This is a genomic window from Paenibacillus planticolens, from assembly GCF_013141725.1.
GTDB classification, from domain to species: Bacteria; Bacillota; Bacilli; order Paenibacillales; family NBRC-103111; genus Paenibacillus_E; species Paenibacillus_E planticolens.
The window spans coordinates 157670-180709 of the sequence record NZ_WHNZ01000007.1 but is presented as its reverse complement, the minus strand read 5'-3'; the positions used below and the strand labels follow the sequence as shown (position 1 = coordinate 180709).

Genomic DNA, 23040 nt, shown 5'->3' with positions numbered 1-23040 from the left:
ATGAAAATCAGCTTGAAAAGAATGAGCCTGAAATGGAAGGCATCCATTATTTTCGTCTTACTGGTCACTTTTCCGACATTATTCGTCAGCAACATGGTGTTACTCCGCTATGATCAGATTCTTCGCAACCAATTTACGACAACGACGGAAAATAACTTGCGAGCGATTGAACTCAATTTATCCGATAAAATTAAAGCGATTCAAGATATGTCGGATTATATGATCTATAAAGATGAATTCCGGTTATTTATGACAACGCCTTTTATCCCTGTAAATATGGAAAAATACTATGAATATAAGCAGCAGGTAGAAGGCTTCGTTACCTTTCAGCTCATATCGAAACGATATATTAAATCGATTTCGATTCAAGGCTATAACGGCAATGGGCTGCAGATCGGAGAACCCGTCGAGGGTGTTGAGACATCATGGAATCGGCTTGCTTCTGAGGAGAAGGGAGCACCCGTCTGGACAGATTCTTATCCGATCATCAGTGGATGGAGCGGTCCGAAGCGTGTGATTTCCATGCTGCGGGAAATTAATTCATACGAAGAATTAACGAAACCGATCGGGCGCATTACGGTCAGATTGGATGAAGCGGAATTTACCGGATTAATGACGTCGGTTATTCCGTCGAAGCCTGATTCAGCATTCATCTTGAAAGCGGATGGCAGTGTCCTGCTGCACAATAATGTATCGTTAATCGGTCAATCGTATCCTGATTCTCAGCTGCTGCAGCTGCTGAACAGTACCACAGAACAAGCATTAACTTATCGTCATAACGGCACCACCTATGCGGTGATTCATCGCAATATGCAAATTAATGGCTGGAAATTGGTGGCCATGGTTCCTCAAGAGACCATTACCGAGCAGACCAATGCGCTTAAATCATCGGTTAGAACATTACTGATTACGATCGTGTTTCTCGGTATTCTTGCCTTGATCGGCTTCTTTGTAGCTATTATTCGCCCCATTTTGGCCATAACGAAGCAAACGGCGAGGCTGTCCAAAGGGGACTTCGAGGCGCACGTGGTGGTGAGGTGGCATGATGAGATTGGGGAATTGGGACATCGCTTCAATCGCATGGTCGTGACGATCAAAGAACTGATCGAATACAAATATAAGTTGGAAATCAGGCAGCGTGAATCCGATTTAAACATGCTGATGCGCCAGATCGATCCGCATTTCCTATATAACACATTGGATATGATTCGTTGGACGGCAAGGATGGAGAAGGCTCCGGAGACGAGTCAGCTGATTGAAACTTTATCGCGATTTTTCCGGACAAGCTTGTCGAGGGATAAAAGATGGACAACGATCCGCGATGAATTGGTCTTTGTAAGAGCATATCTGGAACTGCAGCACAAACGTCTCGGTCAGAAGCTGGTTTACTCCATTTTCATGGAATCGCAATTAGAAGAAGTACCCATTCTGAATAAAATTATTCAACCGCTAGTTGAAAACAGTATTAAACACGGGTTTCATGTTCGCACGGGCGGACGTATTCAAGTACGGGCTTATCGTTGTGATCAGGAAGTATGGATTGACGTACTGGATAATGGCAAAGGTTTCAATGCTCAGCAAAGGGCCAGCATCCAGGATGCGCTTGAACATGGATCGGCTCGTGAAGAATGGCTTGGACATGCGCTAAGCAATATTCACGAACGTATCGTAATCGTATCCGGTAAAAACTACGGTTTGGAAATCGTTGAAGTAGATGAAGGAAGCTGTGTTCGTCTCAAGATGCCGCTAATGCCGACCATGAGCGATCCGACGGCCCCTAGTGTTAAGGAGGGTGAGCGATGAGCATAAAAATGCTGATTGTAGACGATGAACCGATTATTTGTCAGGGTCTGCAATCCACCGTACCTTGGGCGAACATCGGTGTGGAAGTGATCGGAGAGGCATATGACGGTCAAGAAGCGCTCGAATTCATCGCGAACAACGATGTTGACTTAGTTCTTACTGATATCTGTATGCCGGAGATGGACGGAATTGCGCTTACCCGCGAGTTAAAGCGGCTTAAACACAATATTAAAGTGATTATTATCAGCGGATATGATGAATTCGAGTATGCCCGCAATGCTATACGGCTCGGTGTCGAGGACTTCTTATTGAAGCCTGTAGATGTGGACGAATTGATGAAACTAGTTGCGAATATTTTCGAAAAAACGCATCAGGAGCGGGAACAAGAACGGCTGCGCGTGCGAGAGGAAGGCGTGAAGTGGTTAAGCAGCCTGATGCAGAGTGAAGCTGTTTATGCGGCAGGTGCAGCAGCGCTGCTTCATGATGTTCCGGAAGCTTATTCGCTTCATATGATTGCAGGTCAGATGGACCGCTATGTGCAATGGCTGGATAACTCGACCGAAGCGGCCCGGGATTCTTTCCAGCAACGGTGGCGTGAACAAATAGAGGGAGCTTTCGAGGCATGCGGTGTTCAGACAGTCTCTTATTTTTTCCATCGTAACTTGCTTCTGACCTTTTGCATTGGGCCTGTAAACCCTGATAGCTCTGTATTCATGAATTTGGCGAAGGAAGTCATCAACAATTGGACCGGACCGGAATCTATCTATCTTGGAGTTTCGTCATCCTTTCAATCCGTAGATCTCGCGCGTCATGCGTGCTTGGAAGCTATTAACGTATTGCAGTTCAGACCGCTAGCGCCAGAGAAACGAATATTCCGTGCAGAAGATAGCGTCAAAAGACGAGAGACTGTCATGCACCGTCTACCGCAAAATTTGGAAAAGCAATTAAGCGAAGCGTTAATTCAAGGAAATCAGCAGGAAGCTGACGTTACGTTTGAGCTGTGGTTGGCACATTTTAGAACAGAAGGCTATATGCTCAAGGAAGTTCTGCAAGCCTACGAGCAGCTACGCATGCTGATTTATCATAGATGGCCGAATGACGACCTCAAAGAAGGGTTTGCCGCATCGACACTGGATTTATCTTCGGTTGATTTGCATACGTGCAATTCTTTTGAAGCGATAGAGAGGTTGATCCGTGAAGATTTCGGGGGCCTTTCGCAATTGGCTGTATCGTTGAACGGCAATAAGAATCATTGGATTATCGAGCAAACAAAGAAATATATTATCGAGCATCACTATTGCGATATTAAAGCGTCGGACGTTGCCTTGAGCCTGCAAATTACGCCTAATTATTTCAGCTTGATGTTTAAGCAAAATGCAGGAAAGAACTTTACAGAATATGTGAATGAGCTTCGTATTGAGCAAGCTAAATTTCTGCTTTCTCACTCTGCCGACCGTGTTTTTGAGATTGCCGAAAAGATCGGCTATAAGGAGTACAAATACTTCGTTTCTATCTTCAAGTCCTATACGGGTTTAACTCCAACGGATTACAGAAAGCGCATTATTCAATGAAAAAGGCTAGAAGAGCTTAATTTTAATAAAGGCGGTAGATCTTCATGAAAATCGGCATTGAGATGCATCATGGGTACAACGATGAAAATTTACCAGTTGATAAAGCATTGGAAAAAGCCAAAAGAGACGGTTATGACGGCGTTTACTATAAAAATCCGATGGCCGTTTCCGAAACGCTGGATTTGGGCGAGATGAAAGCAGCTAAACAATGTGCAGATGAGCTTGGGTTGTACATCGATTTCGGCATCGGCCGCGTGAATCCATTTAACACGAATGAAACGCCTGAGGTGTGGCAGCTGGGAGGCGGAGATTATAAACTGGCTGTAGAGAAAATGATTCATGCAGCCGCATCCATCGGCGCTAAGGAGCTCATTGGTGTAACGGCCGGCTGGAAAGGCAAGCACATCGGCTACCATGTCTACGATCGATTTAGAACCGATGTGACTTGGGAGGAACAGCTTCAAGCGACAACGCGTTTTATCCAAAAAATAGCTCCGACGCTTCGAGATACGGGTACCCGGATTAATCTGGAAACCCATGAAGAAATTACGTCTTACGAGATTATTAGAATGATAGAAGAGATTGGCGATGATGTGCTGGGCGTAGCGCTCGATACGGCGAATGTGGTGTCCCGCGCCGAAGAACCGGTAGCTGTTGCTAAGCGGGCTGCTCCTTATATTCATCAAATGCATGCCAAGGATTGCATCTTATTTTTCTCCGATAACGGATTAGTTCGCCAAGTGAAGCCATCCGGTGAGGGGATCGTGAATTATAAAGAAATATTTCAAGCGATTGCTCCGTATGATCCCGATTTGCATATCCAGATTGAAGACCATAAAGGCTTCATGCACGTTGACATTTATGTGGAAGTATGGAGACAGGCGCATCCTGATTTATCCATCGTCGAAGTAACGGAGCTGGTTCGACTGGCCCGCCAGACGGAACTGCAGGTACTCGCAGGCGAGATGATGGATCCGAAGGCGTATGAAGCCATTCATTATAATTTGCAAAAAGAAGAGCGTCTTTCTTCGTCGCAAAAACACTTGAGAGCTGTGTTAACGGAATTGAAGCTGTAATCAAAGGGAACGAACAACCAATCTATCAACTACATTTTATAGGCTGAAGGAGAAGATTTACTATGAATAAAGAAATTCGAGTCATTGTCATTGGAGCGCATCCGGATGAGCCGGATATTTATGCAGGGGGCACGGCTGCTTTGTATGCTTCTATGGGGCATAAAGTGAAATTTGTATCCTTAACGAACGGCAGTGCGGGACATTTTAGCCAAATGGGAGACGATCTGGTTCAGCGCCGGAAAAAAGAAGCCGATGAGGCTGCAAAGCGTCTTGGCGTCATCGAGTATGAAGTGCTGGATATTCCTGACGGCGAGCTGGAACCTAATGTTGAAACTCGTAAAAAAGTGATTCGATTGATTCGTGAATGGAAGGCGGATATTGTCATTACGTTCCACCCCGAAGGCGGCCGTCATGCCGATAATCGGTATGCGGGGAAATTGGTAAGTGATGCCGCCTCCTTCATTGCGCTCACGCCTAACTGCGTTCCGGAAGTGCCTTGTTTGGAGAAGTCACCCATTTTCCTACTGATGCCTGATTATTCCATGCGTCCTTATTATACGCCTAGCATTGTTATTGATTTTGAGTCAGTGCTGGAGCAAAAGCTGCTGGGCTGCGACGCGCACGCTACGCAATTTTACGAATTTGCTCCATGGCAGGGCAAATTTACGGAAGAGGTTCCGGAGCTGTGGGCGGATAAAAGAAACTTCCTTTTACGGGGCTGGGAGTCATTCTTCCGTGTATCCCAAGAGATGAAGCCGATTCTTGAGAAATATTATGGCGCAGAGCATGCCAACAAAGTGGTGTATGCGGAGCCATTCGAAATGGCCAGATACAGCAGAAAGCCGAGTCAAGAGGAAATGGAACAACTGTTCCCTATGTTTACGTGGGGAGAGTAGGAGCGGGGAGGCAAACAAGAGGGAGAGATAAACTGTGTATGGCTTGTTAACTGCGGTTGCAGCAGCGCTGCTCGTAGGTCAATCGCTTATTCTTAAGTTATTTCGGGGGCATGCTCGTGGCGGTCATGGCGACAATTTTGCCTTCCATGCCAGTTATTCCTTGTTCATTGCAGTTGGATTTGCCGGGTATGCTTTTCTTTCTGGCCATCATCATTTTAGTCCGGTCACACTTATTGTGGGTACATGCTTTGGCGTCATATTCGTCTTGACGATGTTCGTCTATTCAAGCGCGATGGATTCTGGACCGCTATCGTATTCGACGTTTTATTTCTCTTCCAGTATGCTGCTTCCGGTTGTGGTGAGTGTGCTGCTATGGCATGAGTCGCTAGGCTTATGGAAAATAATTGGAATAGGCCTTTTTCTGATCTCTTTCTATTGCATCAGCATCCTTGGCAAAGGAGTTAGCCAAAAGCCGAGGCCAATTTGGTACTTGTACTGTGTATTAGCCTTTTTATTGAATGGAGCTTTATCCGTATGTTCTAAGTTCCATCAGAGTCAGCTTGGTGGCGGCGAAGTAATCGAATATATGACGGTATCCTTTGCTACGGCTACTATAGCTGCTGCGTTAGGTATGCTGATCTTCCGCCCGCAAAAGGCATCCTTTGTCAGTCTGACAACGACTTCATGGCCCTATACGCTAGGAGTGGCAGTGACAACGGGCGGAGCTAATGCCATCATTGCTTTTTTATCGGGTAAAATGTCAGGCGTCTTGTTATTTCCGATTGTGAACGGAAGTATGATTGTCTCCATATCGTTGCTCTCCTTTATTTTGTTCAAAGAACGCGTGTCGAAATTCGGGGTGGCCGGCATGATGACGGGACTCATTGCCATAATCGCAATAAGTGTTGGATAGCCTATGGGAAAGGAACAACTCGCCATGAAACATATAGCGATCCTCGGTTGTTGGAATTCCATTCATGTAGAAAAATTTGCTGAAGATTTGCATACTCATTCGGACGCTCGATTGGTGGCTGTGTGGGACGAGAATGACAGTCGTGCAGCAGCTATTGAGACAGCAATAGGAGTGAAGGCTGCGTCTGAACTTGCCGATATCCTAAAAGATCCGAACATCGATGGTGTCATCCTGTCTCTACCGCCGGAAAAGATGGCTTCGCTGGTCATTGCCGCTCTTGAGGCGGGGAAACATGTACTCGCGGATATGTATATGGCTATAAACGCGAATGAATCCGGAAGGATCGAGCGTGCTTTGCGCAATTCCGACCTTGTCCTCGGCATTGATATGTCACTCAAACATAGACCTCTCGGGCGTGGTGTAAAAGAAATCCTAGACAGCGGAAAACTAGGCGAGATAACCAGTTTACGCATTCGAAATGCGCATGGCGCAGCCAGTAATGGCATGCTGCCGTCACATTTTACGTCGGGCGCATACGGTGTATTTACGGATCTTGGCGTGCATACGCTCTATTTGACGCAATGGCTGCTCGGGCAGCCGAAGAGCGTAACTGCCGTTGCAACCCATTATACAGGCGGCACGGCTGAAGATAATGCTGTCTGTATCATGCAGTATGAGAATGGGGCTATCGCAATCGCGGAAACCGGCTACGTTTCCCCTAAATCGCCTCAATCGATTGAACTGTATGGAGTAAACGGTGCGATGAAGGCCGGCGGTTTAACTGGAAGCGTACATTATTGCTTAAACGCTGAGAGTGACCTAGGCTGGCAGGAGAACGCGCATGTTTTGGATACAGAAACTTCGCTTGATGCATGGTTACTCAAGCTTAATGGATCTGATCCAGACATGGAAACACCTCCTTTAAGCGGATTGGAAGAAGGTATACAGCTAGCTGAATTAATAGATGCTGTATATCGCTCTATCCGCGAGGGGACTAAGGTTGGTTTGATTCGGGCCAATTTGGTATGATTGCAATGACTCTAAATACGGAGATCTCTTAGCATTTGCTGAGAGATCTTTTTGTATTTCAGGAATGGGGCATACGCAATTTGCGCGTAGTCCGCAAATATTTGCGGGAATACGTTCATTGTTTGCGCGTTCCTATGTCATCCTCTCTTTTATAATGATTTCATACCGCAAATATTCAAAAATTTGGTCAGAGGAGAATCAAAGATGAAGTTAATATTACGTGTAATTGTTTATGTAATGACGTTCGTTATCATTTTCGGAGGGATCGGTGCGTTTGAGTATATTCGTTCCAAACAGGAATATTGGAATCCTACTCGGCAAACCCCAATGCCTGCTTTACAAGGTGTGAGCGTGCCTGAACATAATCCGAAAAAGCCTACTGTAGCAGTCCTTTTATCCAATCCGACGACAGAAGTGTTTGATTTTATGGTTCCGTATGAAATCTTTGCGATGACGGAGTCTTATAACGTATATGCCGTTGCCCCGGACAAAAACATGAAAACACTTACTGGCGGTTTGGATCTGATGCCTCACTATTCTTTTGATGAACTGGATCGATTATTAGGAAAAAGTCCCGACCTTATTGTGATACCGGCTATGCCGATGGTTGACGAAGCAAAGTATAAACCTGTCCGCGAATGGATACAAAAACATGCTGATACGAAGTTGTTAAGCATTTGCGCTGGAGCGCTTAATTTGGCTGATACAGGTTTATTAAAAGGGAAAGAAGCAACTACGGACTGGAAAAGTTTTGATTATCATGAAGTCGATAAATATCCCGAAACAAATTGGAGAAGGGATGTGCGTTATGTCGCGGATGGGAACATCGTCGCTTCAGCGGCTCTCACGTCAGGAATCGATGCCGTCCTCTATGTGATCTCCCAGCAATTAGGCGAACCTATGGCGGAGAAAATAGCGAAAGAGCTGAACTACTCATTCTATCATTTCGTAAAAAATCCGAAGATAGACCCTTATTATTTGGATCGAACTGAATGGATATTTACGTTTAACCAAGCATTCCAATGGAACAAAAAAAGATCAGGGGTATTGTTGTATAACGGGATGGATGACGGAGCACTTACAACCATTTTTGATACCTATGCCGCTTCCGGAACATCAAGAGTATACACCATATCAGATGTCAAGCAGCCTATCGTTACGAAGTATCACCTTAACCTTGTCACCCGATATCAAATGTCGAATACGCCGAAGCTAGACCGATTGTTCGTTCCGGGAGTAGAGGCCGAGTCTCTAGCTGCGGGAGAAGTCAAGCAGTGGAACGCAAGGGGCAGTAAAGTGGTTCCTGAGTTCATTCATAGCGGCTCCCATGACAGATTCATGTTTGATGCTCCACTCGAAGATTTAGCGAAGCAGGAGGACGTCCTCACCGCTAAATATGGGGCCAAGCGATTGGAATATCGTGCGACTAATCTAACATTCAAAGGAAACCCATTTTCCTATGAAGCTTTTGGTTTACCCGTTTTGCTTAGTTTAGCTGCATTGCTAACTGCTTTCTATATTGATAGACGATTCATTCGTAGAGTGAGAAGAGGACGTAAATAACGAATCTATGTTACAACAAACAGGTTGATTATGGTTGGATACTGCCATGATTGAGCTGTTTTTTTGTTATCGAAAATTAGCAAAATTCGGGACGCTGGGTGGGACTACATTGTGTAGTTGTCTGCAGGAGTGGGAACTATGATCCGCTATTTTTCATAAAGTCGAGACTTCTGAAAATTTGTGGGAACTATGATCCTTTATTTCACGCATTCTCCCAAAATGGGAGCATTTTACGGCAAATAAGACCCTGTAGTTCCAATTGCAACCAATAAGCAGCCTATTTAGCTTAAATAGCGCCCTGTAGTTCCCACAACTTTGCCTGTCCATGGACCAGGCATTTTTTTCTACCGTTTCGGATCTGTCACGCTTGATCCTTACTTCTAAATGATGTATATTGTTTTTACATTGACATTACAGTAGGTCAAAAAAAGGAGGAGCCATGTCACCACGTACCAAAGAACAGAATGATGCGATCCGGGAGATGCGGATGGACCAAATTATGCAAGCGGCTGCTGAAGTATATTTGGAGAAGGGTATTCAATTGGAAATACGCGATGTTGCGGTCAAGGCAGAGCTCGGTTACGGAACCGTGTATCATTACTACAAAAATAAGCACATGCTTTTGGAAGATTTACTGTGGGATGCCCTGAATCGAGCGGAGTCGGCCGTACTGCCCGCTTTGACGGAGGAGGGTGGCAGTTTGCTTAAAGCGGAGTCGTTCTCCAGGCTGCTCCTACAGAAGTGCATCCAGGACCCATCCGTATTTATTTTGCTTAAAACGGTTGCGGATAATTTTCATCACTTCCCGGGAAATCGGTTCATCAAGCTGTTTGAAGAATTTCAAGTGCGGATCTATTTGCCGTTTGTGGCAATGATTCGTGAAGGAATAGGTTCCAAATCACCGGAGAAAACAGCTAATCTGATATTTGGCTCGCTTGTTGGCTGCACAACACTTAACATCCACCACAATATGCGGAACGAGATCGATGTAGATGGGATTGTCGATATGATTTTTTCAGGCATAAAGTCAAAGGAGAGATGAATGGAATGGTCATCCTGAAATCGAGAGCAGAAATTGAAGAAATGAGAAAAGCCGGCCGCATTGTCGCTGCTTTTCATCAAACAATCGCAGGTATGATCCGGCCGGGTGTTACGACGCTCGAGATCGAGTCGTTCGCTGTGCAGTTCCTGAAGGAGAATGGCGCCAAGGCGTATACGATAGGCTACAACGGCTATCCGTTCGCGACATGTGCGTCTGTCAACGACGTCATTGCGCATGGTTTTCCGAACGGGAAGCCGCTCAAGGAAGGCGACATCGTCACAATCGATATCGTCGCGGAAGCGGATGGCTGGATCGGCGATTCAGCTTGGTGTTATGCGGTCGGCGAGGTGTCGGAAGAAGCCCGTACTCTGATGCGGGTAACGAAGGAATGCTTATATCTTGGTATCGAAAAAGCTGTTGTAGGAAACCGGATCGGCGATGTGATGCATGCGGTTCAAACCCACGCCGAGAGCAACGGATACTCGGTGGTGCGCGACCTGCTCGGTCATGGCGTAGGAAGGGAGATGCACGAGGAACCTAACTATACCCACCTCGGGAATCCGGGCAAAGGGTTTCGCTTGAAGGAAGGGATGGTTCTTACGATCGAGCCGATGCTAAATGCCGGAAAAGCGAGAATGACGATTGATGCCGACGGATGGACCGCCAGAACCGCTGACGGCTCGCTTTCCGCACAGTACGAACATACGATCGCCATTACTGCGGATGGTCCGATTATTTTGACCGCACAATAACGGTCTGTAGCCACTACTTCTTTCCAATGGTATTAAACGATATGACCCTTAATCATTGTCCATTGAACTTGAAAATGTTCATCTAACAAGACAAGATCAGCCTCAGAACCCTCGGAGATCTTACCTATTGTATCAAGGCCAAGTATTCGTGCAGGTGATCTTGAAGCCATGTTAACTGCGTCTATTAAAGAAATGCCGGTTTCTACGGTTAGACGCAGTGCCTCATTCATCGTAACCGTACTGGAGGCTAAAGTCCCATCCTCTAGGCGAGCTACACCTTCGGAAACCGTAACATGATGGCCACCGAACATATAATTCCCATCACCTAGCCCCATGGCTTGCAAAGCATCTGTGATAAGCACCATGCCATCTGCTCCTTTCAGACGATGCATCATTCGAACGATCGCAGGGTGCAAATGAATGCCATCTACAATTGCTTGGAGGCTTACATGTTCGGCTTCAAAGGCGGCTACAACCAGACCGGGATCCCGATGATGAATCGGACGCATGCCATTAAAGCAATGTGTAACATGACTCGCTCCTGCATCAAAAGCTTGCTTGGCCTCCTCGTATGTGGCATCCGAATGCGCGACGGCGATAACTACTCCCATTTCCTTCAGAAAAGAGATGAGTTCCATCCCGCCAGGTAATTCGGGGGCTATTGTAACCATCTTAATCAGTCCATCTGCTTCGTTAAAAATATCTTTCATTTCATTAAGATTCGGATGACGTAAAAATCGTTCGTTTTGCATACCTTTACGCTTCGGATTCAAGTAAGGACCCTCTAGATGAATCCCTGCAATTTTGGCTCCGACTTCATGGCCTATTACACGTTTCACACTACGAATCATGGATAATAATTCTTCAATCGTAGAGCTGACGGAAGTGACTAGAAACGATGTGCATCCCGTTTCTGCACAAGCCCGAGAAACCTCCTGAATACTCATCTCACTCCCATCCATCATATCGAACCCATTGGCACCGTGAATATGAACATCGATCATGCCTGGTATTAACAAATGACCTTGACCATCTATAAGTTCATATGCACCCTCAGGAAGAGGAGATAGGCCAGTTTCTATCTTTTCAATAATTTCGTCTCGTATCCAAAGTGTTGCAGATTGACCAGAGTTATCTTCATGAATCACGTTTACATTGTGTAAAATTTTAAGACTCATCTCTGTTTTCCTCCTCGAATTTGTCTTTCTCCTCACATTGAATAATCGTTATATTTTTATTATCAAGTACTTCTCTTATTTCAATTGGCACCTCTTGATCGGTAATCAAAATGTCTACAAAGTCAAAATCTAAACGATAAACAGATTTGCTTGTAAACTTCGTAAAATCAGCCACAACAATGACCTGATCCGATCGGCGGGCCATCTCTTTTTTAACAGAAACATCATCTTCGTATGGAAAGTAAAGCCCGTCGGCTCGTATAGCTGAAGCTCCGATAAATGCCTTATCAGCTCTTAATTCTCTTAGCTTATCGATGACGGAGGGTCCAAATAATAACCGATTTTTGGCATGTAAATAGCCGCCGAGCACATAGACTTGCAGATCTTCCTTACCTGATAGAATCCCTACAATGTCAATGGAATGTGTGATAGCTGTAATATTTTTAGCTGAAATTTGTTCTGCTACAGATTGTACGGTAGTTGATACGTCTAAAATGACGGTTTCCCGATCTTGAATCAGTTTAGCTGCTAACTTCCCGATTTTTCTTTTACTGTCTGTTTCGTCAATTAATCGTTCCTGATAAGAGGCAATTTCCTTCTGCAATTGAGGCAGTGCGACGCCTCCATGTGTCCGAATAACGACCCCTTCTTGTACTAATTTAACAATATCTCTTCGAGCTGTATCCCTAGATACATTTAGAAGAGTACAGATATCCATAACACTCATAGCATGGTGCTTATTAATATATTCGAGTATTTTCAGTAATCGTTCTTCTTGATACATTGTTCTCACCTCTTATAAGTAACTTTATCATATTAATTAAGTATATTAAAGTTATTTTTAAGTATATTTAAGTAGTAACTTGTAAGAGGTTTTCTTTCTACAATAAATCAAGCTGATGTTTCACCGGATGCTAAGATTACCATCACATTCCTTGATGATAAGGGAGTTAAATTTGGGGACGGCGACAACGACGACGACACCGCAAAAAACAAAAAAACTGGTCAGCTACAAACATAGGTGCATAATCGTGAATGAATTTTGCCTGCAATTGCGGTTATCGCTTTACGTGAAGTTTACATTAAAAGTAAAACTTTGGAATAAATACCGAGTATAACCAATTGTAATCATTTAAATTGTGAGGAATGAGAGGATGTGATCCGATGAGCTGGAGAAGAATAGTCATCGCGGCTGTGGTGGGAACGCAATTCATCATGACAGGAGCAATCCATGCACCAGCGGAAGGAGCAACAGTTGTTTGGAAGCCCATACCTAGCGTGCAGCCAGAAATTCAATACGAGATGTTTCCTTCAGATATACCCGAATCAGGTAAAGTACCTGCTGTCATTCGGTTGCTAAGCAGAATCCCATTTTACGATAAGTATGAGGATTCTGGTGGCACTCCTCAGGGCTATTTGGCTCCTCAGGAGGTGCAAGTAGTCAAGGCCGGTATGCCTTGGTCGCTAGAGCATACTTGGTGGAAAGTACACACATGGCTCGGAGATAAGTGGATTAATGTTCCTTCAAGCGCATTAGAAGTAGCTCCTCCCACGCAAGTATCACTCTTAGATAATACGCTAATGTACGCCAGCCCAAATACGAATACACCATCAACAGGGACGCTGGCACCACAGGATGTCGAAGTGGTTGCTGCAATGAAACATTGGTTTGCAATGGAAACGTACGATGGCAGCACGATGACATGGCTACAAGTCCATACAACCTGGCTTGGCGATCAGTGGATTCATATTTCACTGAATCACATTGGGAAATTGCGGAGTATTCAACCACAAAAGGCATATTTCATGTACGATACGAGTATACCGCAAGGCACGGGAGAAATTACCGGTGAATTCATATCGCCATTCAACAGCACTACCTATCGAGTGGAGACAGAGAACGGCGTTCGATGGGCAAATACTCGAGGAGCGGAGATCAAAGTATCGAATGAAACCATAAATCTTGATATGAGAACAACCCTTTTTGCACAACCGCATTCTAATGGGGAAGAGGTAGCGATTCTCGAACCTCAAAGTTCGGAAGTGTTCGAGCGGATTGATAACAATCCATATGGGAATACGACAAAAGAACCAGTCTGGTATCATGTCCATACCTCGGCAGGTGATGGCTGGGTGAATAAACAGTTCGCCGATCCTATCGATGCCAAGCCGACCGATGTGACCATTCAACTGAACTCCAATGCAGAGCTTATGAGCTATCCGACCTCGGGTACCTGGTATAAGTTCGCACAAGCTTCACCGCAAATCCTTCACCCAATTCGCTACTGGGATGATGAATTAGGAAACCGATGGTACCAGATCAATTCTTATGTCGGTCTTGTCTGGTTAAAACTGAATCCTTACTCTGATCGCATTATCGGTCTAGGACCTGATCCTGCTATAGAAATGTCATTTTACACATTGTATTACAACAGTGCGAAAATTGATGGTAACGAACTGAAAATGCTGGACCGAAAAGTTGGATATACCCAAGATAACGCTTGGTTCGTATCCGTTCCATTTTTATCCGAGGGCTTTCGTTACGCTCAGAGTGAGTCAAATGGCTGGACCACGTATCAAAGCAAGTTCAGCTATGGCTTCCGTATTCAACCCGGCACACAGCAGGCATTAACGCTTTGGGAAGGCAAAGAAGTTGGGCAGGTTAGCTTAACAGCAGCGCCTCAGATCTCATCTGACGGGGAGTTATATCTAAAAGAAGCTGATGTACGAAATCTGTTTGGTTCGCTCATCGCTAAGGTTGATAATTCTCTTACCTTTACGCTTCCGGCGTACAATGTGACTGCTCTTACCATCCCTGCATCGGTCGAGTCAGAGCGAATAACGCTCAATGTGTCCTTTAAAGACAATATACAGCAACTTCCCGTCAATGCTTCACCTGAGGAAAGGCCTAGACTGACAGTCGAAGAGCTCGGAGCCCCGCCGACAGAGGCCGTCCATACTTATGCGAAATGGATCGCACCTCTGCAATGGGACATAGCTCAGTTCCAATACGATGCTATCAAACCACTGAAAGTCGGGCCTAACCAGCTACGAGCGAAACTCGAGATTGGCAATAGGATCTTATGGCAACAAGATTTCACGGTACAACGGACGAAGTAACTATTAGTAAAATATATATTGACTCATACGCAGGATTGTAAAAAGATAGCACGGAGGAGCGGGTTTCTGTCCGAAAAGGGCTTAGAACCGTAGAGCCAGGGGTTGGAATACCTCCAGACTATTCGTGGAATAATCGTGCAGCGGAGTAAGATTTAGGGAAAGGTTGTTGGGTTTTCACTGTTACCGCACGCTCAAACCCGAGGGACGGGCAGGTTATTAATCATACTTCACGAAGTATATGTATGCGCGAGATAAAAGTGATTATTTATAAATGTAGGTGGATCATGAGGTTTTGGACAATACAAACTTATGAGGCTTGGGAAGAGGCTCTTGCTTTAGGACATTTAATCGGGAACCCTAATTTCATTTGGGAAGATTTTTTAGAACCTTACCAATGGATGATGGATCAGATGCGAAAGAGACTGCCCAATTATCAAGGGGAGTATCCTATTTGGTTGTGGCCGAAAAGACCTGATTTGAGATATTCAGGATACATTAACAAGGGGGAAAAGGCAGTTTTACTAAGTGTAGATATGAAAGTAGAAGACGTATTATTATCCGATTTTCAAGCATGGCACCTTGTGTTATGTAATGAGTTTCTTAGCCTAACAGAAGAAGAAGACCAGTTGGTCGAGTCAGGCAACCTAAGTATGAGTAAAGAAGAAAGCTGGGAGCGAATATTTAATTATAAAGAATTGTCCCAATGTGAATATTGGAAAGGAACGGAAGACCTACAAGGAGTGACTGGAGGTGTAGCATTATCTAGCATCAAATATATACAGACATTTATAGGAAGTTAATTTATCCCCTATCTTGAGAGGTAACAATGTATTTGCAAAAGCAAACTTAATTGGAGCAAAGGAATTTACCACTACGCGTACTACCTCGTATATAGAATTCGCTTATGCCAGTATTTCATCTTCTGAAAACAATCCGTATAGCTTGCACGATCTCATGGGGCATTCCTTGCAAGATATGGTCAAGAAGTATGTGAACCTGTGGAGGCCAGAAAAGCGGCCTCAGCATCGGAAAGCGTCACCGCTTCGCAACTTGATGAGAGTAAAGTAACTAATTAGGTTGAGAAAAAATTCAGAGGAGGCGCTCGTCTCCCCGTTGTGTTTGGGCAATCATGAACAGCAGTCTCATTTATGATTTAGCATAATTATGATAAAATTATGTCACATTAATTAGGGGTGATGACATGCCACATATAAGACCCATTTCGGATTTGCGCAATAATTTCGCTGAAATTTCAAGGGTTGTACACGAAACATCAGAACCCGTATTTTTGACTAAGAATGGTTATGGCGATATGGTTGTGATGAGTATTGAAGCGTATGAGCGAAAGCAATTTGAAAGTGAAATTTATTTCAAACTTAAAGAAGCTGAACTTGAAGCAAAGTCTACGGATAAACGATATTCGCATGAAGAAGTGTTTTCGGAATTAAGGGCAAGGCTTGCCGATAAGGCCGATGGGAAAAATGTTTAAGCTGCACTACCTGCCTTTGGCATTAGAGGATTTGAAGAATATATCCGACTACATTGTGGATACGCTTCACGTACCAAAGGCTGCTACTGATTTATTGGATGCTAGATGATTAAATGATGCGAATGACATAAAAGAAAATATATGCAATGGATGAAATCAGGCGTGCTAATAATTTTATGAAGCCTGATTTTTTCATTGTGATAATTTGGTCAGGAATGTTCTCGGAATCGTGAATACGGAGAAGGTTAGATGAAAATATAGCAAGGAATATTAAATATCTTAAAAGGATGCGATCAGTTTGTTCAGTAGGTTTAAGAAAAAACAGAAAATTGCTGAGCAATACAAGAGTTTAAAGAATATTGGAATTAGACTCAATGAAATAGAACTGGATCAGATAGTTAGTGATTCGCAGCATAGCAAATATGAAGAAAAGCCGTATTTATTACTTCTTATAGATATGGGTTCTGAAATAGAACTTACAAGTGGTATCTTTACCTTTCCAAGTAAAGACATATGGCATTTTGATAGTGAATGTATTGAAAATCATGGAGACTACAGTTCAGTTATTAAAAGAATAGCTGAACTACTAGAGGACGAGATTTCAATAAATGAAATTAAAGATTATGTTAATCTTGAGAATGAAGAAGTCAAGATTTCTTTTTCCATTAACAAGAAACTTTATAATTATGAATTAGAATTCATGGACGACTGGTTAGATCTTAACATTTTTAAGATTTTTTCAGAGATACTAAAAGAACAAGGAAGCGAACGAAGATTTTATTATTCAGACCTAGGTCAAAGTATTTTAGTAGGAGCTTATAGGAAAGATCAGGTGAATTCTCTAAATAAATTAATAAATATTTTTTTGCCTTTATAAATGAAAGAGGGAGTCCCATCAGCTAACACTGTATCACGCTAAGGAGGAAAAGCTCCTAGATTTGCTCGAGGTTACATGAAATAAATTGGCTCATGAGTGGGGTGAGATCTTGAATGATGTAAATCAATTATTAAGTTATTTGAGGAGGGATACTCCTCATGATCAACATCAATTTGCTAAAGAGCAATTAAAACAATTACAGGATTTGGAACTTAAACTCCTTGTTCAACCATTAGATAAGATGCATTGGGAAAGCGCGGCAGATCTATTGATAGAGATTGGGTATCCGAGAGTAAAGTTTATACTCTCTGGGCTCTTAGAATGGATAATGGATATGAATTGGCCAGGAGCAATCAAAATATCAGAGCTATTATTTTCAATAAAAGAGCCATTAATACCATTTATTAGAGAAGCACTTAAAACTAACGATGCGATTTGGCAATATTGGATTATAGAATGTATATTAAAAAACTGGTCTGAAGATCTTGTTAGACAATTAGATGAAGAATTAATACATTTAGCTTCTGGATTTGATTATGAACAAACACATCTTTCAGCATTAAAGTTACTGGTTCAATTTGAAATTCTAAATCCCGAAGAAATCTTGACATTAATAAAAGTAAAACTACAGAATACTCGGAACATTGATATTTTTGCTGAACTAAGTGAATTGGAAATGATAGTTGGGTAAATTCGTGTATAAAAGGCAATTAAACCTAATAGTATTGGTACGATAATTTTGAATTCTAATGCAGAAAATGAGCAAATCGCGGAGGCTTATTATGTTGTCAGTTCATTTCTAATTTTGCGGAATTCCTTAGGTGTAATGTTCCGATGCTTTTTAAAAGACTGGATAAAATGATTTGCATGATTGAAACCTACTCGATGGGCAATTTCGGTTATCGTATAGTCAGTAGTTTCTAACAGCTCGACGCTCCTTTTAATACGGTACTTAACCATGTAGTAGTAAGGAGTCATATGAATGCTTTTTTTAAAGCTGCGGGTACACTCCGAGACACTCAAATGAGCTGCCTCAGCAATTTCCTTTAAAGTAATATTGTTTGAATAATTTTGATGGATAAAGCTGAGCATTAATTGCAGTCTTTCTTGTTGGAGTCTGTTATGTTTAGAGGACTCATCTGAAGTAAGGGATATATTAGATATTAGTATTAGCCACAATTGCACGGTTTTGATGGAAACCTCATACTGCCATCCCCAGTTCTTTTTCATTTCAAATTCATTCTTCATATACCAGAGTATTTGCAAGATTTGTTTATGCCACTCCGCATCTCCTTTGATTTCTAATGATAATAAAAAAGAATTCGTATAAGGAAGTACATAGCTTTTTTCCATGACACTTTCTGAATAAAAGGCGAGCAGCTTCTCCGGGAAGTTAAAGCTGACATATTGACCGTCATGGGTTAGGTGTGTAACCACGTGAAGGACGCTCTTATTGATAAAAATGGCTTGCCCTTTTTCTAAATGATAATCGATTCCATTTATTTGTATAGTTAGTTTTCCATTGGTCACTAAAGTAATTTGTAATTCTTCGTGCCAATGTAGATCGTTAACTCCTCTCCCTTCAGGAGTAGATCCTTGATTAGTATGGGTATACATAATGTATGGAAATGCTTCGTCAGGATACTGAATGATTTCATGCAATTGTTTTTTCAACGTACATGTGCCCCTTTATTTGACGATATTTCAATATAAATGAATGATATAGTTACACAAAATAAACTTTAATGATGATATTATTATATCCAGCTTCGGCTTACCATTACAATTTCTGTGCACAGGTAATTGTCTCAGCTTGGAGGAATAATGATGAAATTTAAAAAACCTTCTCTAACATCTCATCCGTTTATTTTGTTATTCATCAGCATACTGTCCGTTTCAATCTCGTCTATTATGATAAAATTTTCTAATACACCTACTTCTGTGGCTGGAATGTACAGATTGTTTATTTCCGTAGTAATCTTGCTCCCTTTTATACCTTGGAAAATGTTTCGCACCCTAGATATGAATAAAAAAGATTGGAGTATCGTTGTTTTAGCCGGTCTTTTTCTAGGATTACACTTTTTATTTTGGATGGAGTCATTGGTTTATACCTCAGTTGCAAGCTCCATGGTCATATTGTCGTTACAGCCTTTATTTGTAATGATCGGTTCATACTTTTTGTTCAAGGAACAAGCTAATCTGTTCACCGTATTTTGCTTGGTTGCCGCTCTCTTTGGTTCAATCATTATAGCATGGGGAGACATAGGGATTTCGAAAGAAGCGCTAATTGGAGATGTTTTATCATTAATAGGCACAATCTTCGTTTCAGCATATCTGTTGGCAGGGCAAAAAGTAAGCCGCAAAATGGATGCAAATGTGTACAGTATTTTCGTATTTTTTATTGGTGGTATCGTCATGCTCATCTACAATTTGTTAAATAATTACTCTTTCATTGAATACAACTCATCAGAGTGGACTTATTTTTTGCTGCTTGCAATAATCCCAACTATTTTTGGTCAATGTATTTTTAATTTATTGTTAAAATCAATTGGAGCGACAACTGTATCGGTAGGTATAATTGGAGAACCTGTTCTTGCCATTATTCTTGCCTATCTGTTACTAGGTGAAAAAATTTCATTATTTCAGTTCTTAGGCGGTATGATGACTCTATTCGGTATGGGAATGTATTTTTGGTCAAAATCTTTAAAGTTCAAGGTTCAAAATAATACTTGAGTCTAGATTTGGGGACGAATATATTCGGAATGGTTTCCATCATCGGGATATGAGCTAAGTAACGGGCCTGAAATTCTTTGGAATGAGCACAAAGATATCACATCGCCAAATTTTAAAAGTGAAATATGGATCCCCATCAAAAAGAGTTAAGACTGACATGATTTCTAAAAGTTGATTTTGCTTATCTTGTCATTTAAACTTCATTGTAGAACGTCCTCCTGGATGAGGCGCTCGTTTTTAATGGTGACTCAAAAACATGATTGGGAGTATACAAATGAGGAAAATTGTGGTTGGATGCAGAAAGAGTGCACTTGCGGTGACACAAACGGAACAAGTCATTTCCGATTTGACGCTGCTTAGCCAAGAGCACGGAATGGATTTTACGTTCGAGTTAAAAAATATAGTTACCAAGGGTGACCTGATTTTGGATGTAACTTTGTCTAAAGTTGGGGGTAAGGGTCTTTTCGTAAAAGAGATTGAACAGGCCATGCTTGATAAAGAAATCGATATGGCGGTGCACTGTCTAAAGGACATGCCTTTCGAGCTTCCTAAAGGGCTTATTAATGGTGCTGTTCCAAAACGTGAAGACCCACGTGATTGTCTGATCTCTAGGAGCGGTGCTGGACTTAAGGATTTAAAGTACGGTGCGCGTGTAGGTACGAGCAGTCTGCGGAGATCGAGCCAGTTAGCGGCACTAAGACCTGATCTTATCATTGAGCCGATCCGAGGGAATATTGACTCACGTCTTCGTAAGTTAGAAAATGGTGAATTTGACGCGATAATCTTAGCAGTCGCAGGGCTTAATAGGATGGGCTGGGAGGACCGCATTACAGAAATTTTATCACCAGAAACTTTCTTGCCTGCTGTAGGACAAGGCGCTCTCGGTATTGAATGTCGTGAAGATGATGCTGAGTTAAGGAAGCTACTGAATTTGTATAATGATCCACAAACAGCTTTGGAGGTAACAGCAGAGAGAACATTTCTCGGGGTATTGAACGGTGGATGTCACGTGCCAATTGGTGCATTTGCTGTATTGAATCAAGCTCCAAATAGAGAAGCAGAAGCAACGGAACATGCTCTACAGGAGATAACGTTAACGGGTATGGTAGGGAAATCGGACGGTTCAATTATTCTCAGAGAAACCCATACTGGTGAATTGCCTGTTCAAGTGGGTGAAGAGGTAGCAAAATTGTTGATTGGCAATGGAGCGGAGAAAATTTTGACTGAAACAATGTCGCACTAACTCAGAACGTTAGTCTGTGAATTAGCCGCTGCTGCCGCTTATTATGTGCATTATCATGAACATTAATCCGCCGGAAAAGCGTAAACATAGTGGGGGATATTAGGGATTGGATGAGCGATTCGTCGTTACGAAGGAGCCCTGAATCCCCCTTTACTTTTATTCGGTGAGGTGCTAATATTGATTTCGACAGTTATAGAATTACTGAAGAGATTCGGGGAGGTGATAAGGATGGGAGAAAATCAAGAAGATATGAGGCAAGCGGTTAAATTGTATAAAGCTTTGGGGGAACCTACCCGACTGAAAATCGCTAAGTTGCTTGTGAAAGAGAGTAATTTATGTTTTACCGCCATCGGTGAAAAGCTTGAATCGGTTGCAGGATCGACCCTATCGCATCATCTGAAGCAATTGACGGACTCTGGTTTGATTGATTTTCGTAAAAATGGATCGTTCATTCACTATAACGTCAATCGAGAAATAGCGGAAAAATATGCGCCCTATCTGCTTACGTAATTTTTTTTGAAAATCAATTCTATATATTTAGAACTGTAGAATTCATTGGAGGTATGCATCCACGAAATAATGTGATGACTTTTAACAAGCATTTTTACAAACATAACAAAGGAGAGAATAACTATGAGCGGTCAAGTTAATACGATGGAAATTGGAATGAGCACATTTCTCCATGCAAATCCCGGAAATGGTGGTATACCGCACCCTCAAAGGCTGCGCCAAGCGATAGAAGAGATTCAATTGGCAGATCAAGTCGGCCTTGACGTCTATGCCATCGGAGAGCATCATCGAATTGATTACACAAGCTCGTCGCCAGCCGTTATTCTGGCCACCGCTGCCGCTACAACGAAGAGGATCCGTCTCTCGAGCGCTGTGACGGTGTTATCTTCGGATGATCCGGTGCGGGTATACCAGGACTTCGCAACGCTAGACGGTCTATCGAATGGGCGAGCGGAGATCATGGCCGGACGGGGTTCGTTCATTGAATCGTTTCCGCTATTCGGCTATGACCTCCAAGATTACGAGGAATTGTTCGAAGAGAAACTAGAACTGCTGTTGAAGATTCGCGATTCTGAAAAGGTGACTTGGCGCGGCGGTCATCGTCCGGCGATTGACAGCATGGGCATCTATCCTCGTGCACAACAGGAACGTTTGCCTGTCTGGATCGGCACAGGTGGCAACCCAGAATCGGCTATTCGTGCCGGCTTGCTGGGACTTCCGATTGTCTTTTCCATACTGGGGGGGCCACCGGAGAGATTCGCACCCTTGGTGGAGTTATATAAGGAAGCCGCGGTGAAAGCAGGTCACGATCCGAATAAGTTGCAAATTGCTACGCATTCGCATGGCTTTATTTCAGATACGACACAAGATGCAACAGAACGGTATTACTCGGTCATGGCCTCTCAAATGAACCAGATTGGACGGGAACGAGGCTGGTCTCCTTATACACGTGACACGTACGATGCAGCCCGAAGCCTACACGGTGCTCTTTATGTCGGGGACTCCGAATATGTCGCAGAGAAGATCGTATTGTTGCATAAGAACTTAGGATTAACTCGATTCATGATGTATATCGATTTCAGTACGTTGCCGCATCGCGACTTACTACGGACGATTGAGCTTCTCGGTACCAAAGTAGCACCGATTGTGCGTAAGGAGCTCGCTCGTCAGAAGTAAAACGGGGAACTTATTTTTTTAATCATTATTTCTATATATTTAGAACTATAGAAACGAGAGGAAGAGAAA

Annotated in this window: 21 protein-coding genes and 1 pseudogene; 19 read left to right on the top strand and 3 right to left on the bottom strand. The window is 42.9% G+C overall.

The window, feature by feature from the left end; translation table 11 throughout:
- From GC097_RS01340 to map, 9 genes are all read left to right on the top strand, one after another.
- A complete protein-coding gene (locus GC097_RS01340) occupies positions 1–1803 on the top strand; it encodes a cache domain-containing sensor histidine kinase (protein WP_171681544.1) in 1803 nt (600 codons plus the stop codon).
- A complete protein-coding gene (locus tag GC097_RS01335) occupies positions 1800–3374 on the top strand; it encodes a response regulator transcription factor (protein WP_171681543.1) in 1575 nt (524 codons plus the stop codon). The genes GC097_RS01340 and GC097_RS01335 overlap by 4 nt, the downstream gene beginning before the upstream one ends.
- A 44-nt stretch (positions 3375–3418) precedes the next feature.
- Positions 3419–4450 (top strand): sugar phosphate isomerase/epimerase family protein, encoded by a 1032-nt coding sequence (locus GC097_RS01330; RefSeq protein WP_171681542.1) that lies wholly within the window; start codon positions 3419–3421, stop codon positions 4448–4450.
- A gap of 62 nt (positions 4451–4512) precedes the next feature.
- Complete coding sequence (locus GC097_RS01325) at positions 4513–5346, top strand: PIG-L deacetylase family protein (RefSeq protein ID WP_171681541.1); 834 nt, start codon at positions 4513–4515, stop codon at positions 5344–5346.
- 34 nt (positions 5347–5380) lie between these two features.
- Positions 5381–6259 (top strand): DMT family transporter, encoded by an 879-nt coding sequence (locus GC097_RS01320; RefSeq protein ID WP_171681540.1) that lies wholly within the window; start codon positions 5381–5383, stop codon positions 6257–6259.
- Between the two features lie 24 nt (positions 6260–6283).
- Positions 6284–7288 (top strand): Gfo/Idh/MocA family protein, encoded by a 1005-nt coding sequence (locus tag GC097_RS01315; protein WP_171681539.1) that lies wholly within the window; start codon positions 6284–6286, stop codon positions 7286–7288.
- Positions 7289–7492: 204 nt separating this feature from the next.
- A complete protein-coding gene (locus tag GC097_RS01310; protein ID WP_171681538.1) occupies positions 7493–8851 on the top strand; it encodes a DJ-1/PfpI family protein in 1359 nt (452 codons plus the stop codon).
- 439 nt (positions 8852–9290) lie between these two features.
- Complete coding sequence (locus GC097_RS01305; protein ID WP_171681537.1) at positions 9291–9893, top strand: TetR/AcrR family transcriptional regulator; 603 nt, start codon at positions 9291–9293, stop codon at positions 9891–9893.
- A 5-nt stretch (positions 9894–9898) separates the two neighbouring features.
- On the top strand, positions 9899–10645 hold the full coding sequence (gene map / locus GC097_RS01300) for a type I methionyl aminopeptidase (RefSeq protein ID WP_171681536.1): 747 nt from the start codon (positions 9899–9901) through the stop codon (positions 10643–10645).
- Between the two features lie 32 nt (positions 10646–10677).
- On the opposite strand, the gene nagA is transcribed toward map, so the two are convergent.
- Positions 10678–11823 (bottom strand): N-acetylglucosamine-6-phosphate deacetylase, encoded by a 1146-nt coding sequence (nagA, locus tag GC097_RS01295; protein WP_171681535.1) that lies wholly within the window; start codon positions 11821–11823, stop codon positions 10678–10680.
- Positions 11813–12607: a DeoR/GlpR family DNA-binding transcription regulator gene (locus tag GC097_RS01290; RefSeq protein ID WP_171681534.1), complete on the bottom strand. Its 795-nt coding sequence runs from the start codon at positions 12605–12607 to the stop codon at positions 11813–11815. Before GC097_RS01290 ends, nagA begins: the two co-directional genes overlap by 11 nt.
- A 380-nt stretch (positions 12608–12987) precedes the next feature.
- On the opposite strand from GC097_RS01290, the gene GC097_RS01285 reads away from it, so the two are divergent.
- The 5 genes from GC097_RS01285 to GC097_RS01265 all read left to right on the top strand — a co-directional run bounded on the left by GC097_RS01285 (position 12988) and on the right by GC097_RS01265 (position 18000).
- Positions 12988–14943 carry a hypothetical protein gene (locus tag GC097_RS01285; RefSeq protein ID WP_171681533.1) on the top strand — a complete coding sequence of 652 codons (1956 nt, stop codon included), beginning with the start codon at positions 12988–12990 and terminating at the stop codon, positions 14941–14943.
- 284 nt (positions 14944–15227) lie between these two features.
- Complete coding sequence (locus GC097_RS01280) at positions 15228–15743, top strand: DUF3841 domain-containing protein (RefSeq protein ID WP_171681532.1); 516 nt, start codon at positions 15228–15230, stop codon at positions 15741–15743.
- Positions 15744–16144: 401 nt separating this feature from the next.
- Complete coding sequence (locus GC097_RS01275) at positions 16145–16432, top strand: type II toxin-antitoxin system Phd/YefM family antitoxin (protein ID WP_171681531.1); 288 nt, start codon at positions 16145–16147, stop codon at positions 16430–16432.
- 298 nt (positions 16433–16730) lie between these two features.
- Positions 16731–17309 carry a hypothetical protein gene (locus tag GC097_RS01270; RefSeq protein ID WP_171681530.1) on the top strand — a complete coding sequence of 193 codons (579 nt, stop codon included), beginning with the start codon at positions 16731–16733 and terminating at the stop codon, positions 17307–17309.
- Positions 17310–17418: 109 nt separating this feature from the next.
- Complete coding sequence (locus tag GC097_RS01265) at positions 17419–18000, top strand: DUF5071 domain-containing protein (RefSeq protein WP_171681529.1); 582 nt, start codon at positions 17419–17421, stop codon at positions 17998–18000.
- Between the two features lie 89 nt (positions 18001–18089).
- On the opposite strand, the gene GC097_RS01260 is transcribed toward GC097_RS01265, so the two are convergent.
- Positions 18090–18983 carry a helix-turn-helix domain-containing protein gene (locus GC097_RS01260; protein ID WP_171681528.1) on the bottom strand — a complete coding sequence of 298 codons (894 nt, stop codon included), beginning with the start codon at positions 18981–18983 and terminating at the stop codon, positions 18090–18092.
- Positions 18984–19136: 153 nt separating this feature from the next.
- On the opposite strand from GC097_RS01260, the gene GC097_RS01255 reads away from it, so the two are divergent.
- The 5 genes and pseudogenes from GC097_RS01255 to GC097_RS01235 all read left to right on the top strand — a co-directional run bounded on the left by GC097_RS01255 (position 19137) and on the right by GC097_RS01235 (position 22971).
- Entirely contained in the window at positions 19137–20042 is a 906-nt protein-coding gene (locus GC097_RS01255) for a DMT family transporter (protein WP_171681527.1), read from the top strand.
- 6 nt (positions 20043–20048) lie between these two features.
- Positions 20049–20192: pseudogene (locus tag GC097_RS01250) on the top strand (GyrI-like domain-containing protein); the annotation flags it as partial.
- 124 nt (positions 20193–20316) lie between these two features.
- Complete coding sequence (gene hemC / locus GC097_RS01245; RefSeq protein ID WP_171681526.1) at positions 20317–21285, top strand: hydroxymethylbilane synthase; 969 nt, start codon at positions 20317–20319, stop codon at positions 21283–21285.
- A 228-nt stretch (positions 21286–21513) separates the two neighbouring features.
- Positions 21514–21795 (top strand): ArsR/SmtB family transcription factor, encoded by a 282-nt coding sequence (locus tag GC097_RS01240; RefSeq protein WP_171681525.1) that lies wholly within the window; start codon positions 21514–21516, stop codon positions 21793–21795.
- A gap of 123 nt (positions 21796–21918) precedes the next feature.
- Positions 21919–22971 (top strand): LLM class flavin-dependent oxidoreductase, encoded by a 1053-nt coding sequence (locus GC097_RS01235; protein WP_171681524.1) that lies wholly within the window; start codon positions 21919–21921, stop codon positions 22969–22971.
- Positions 22972–23040 lie beyond the last annotated feature (69 nt).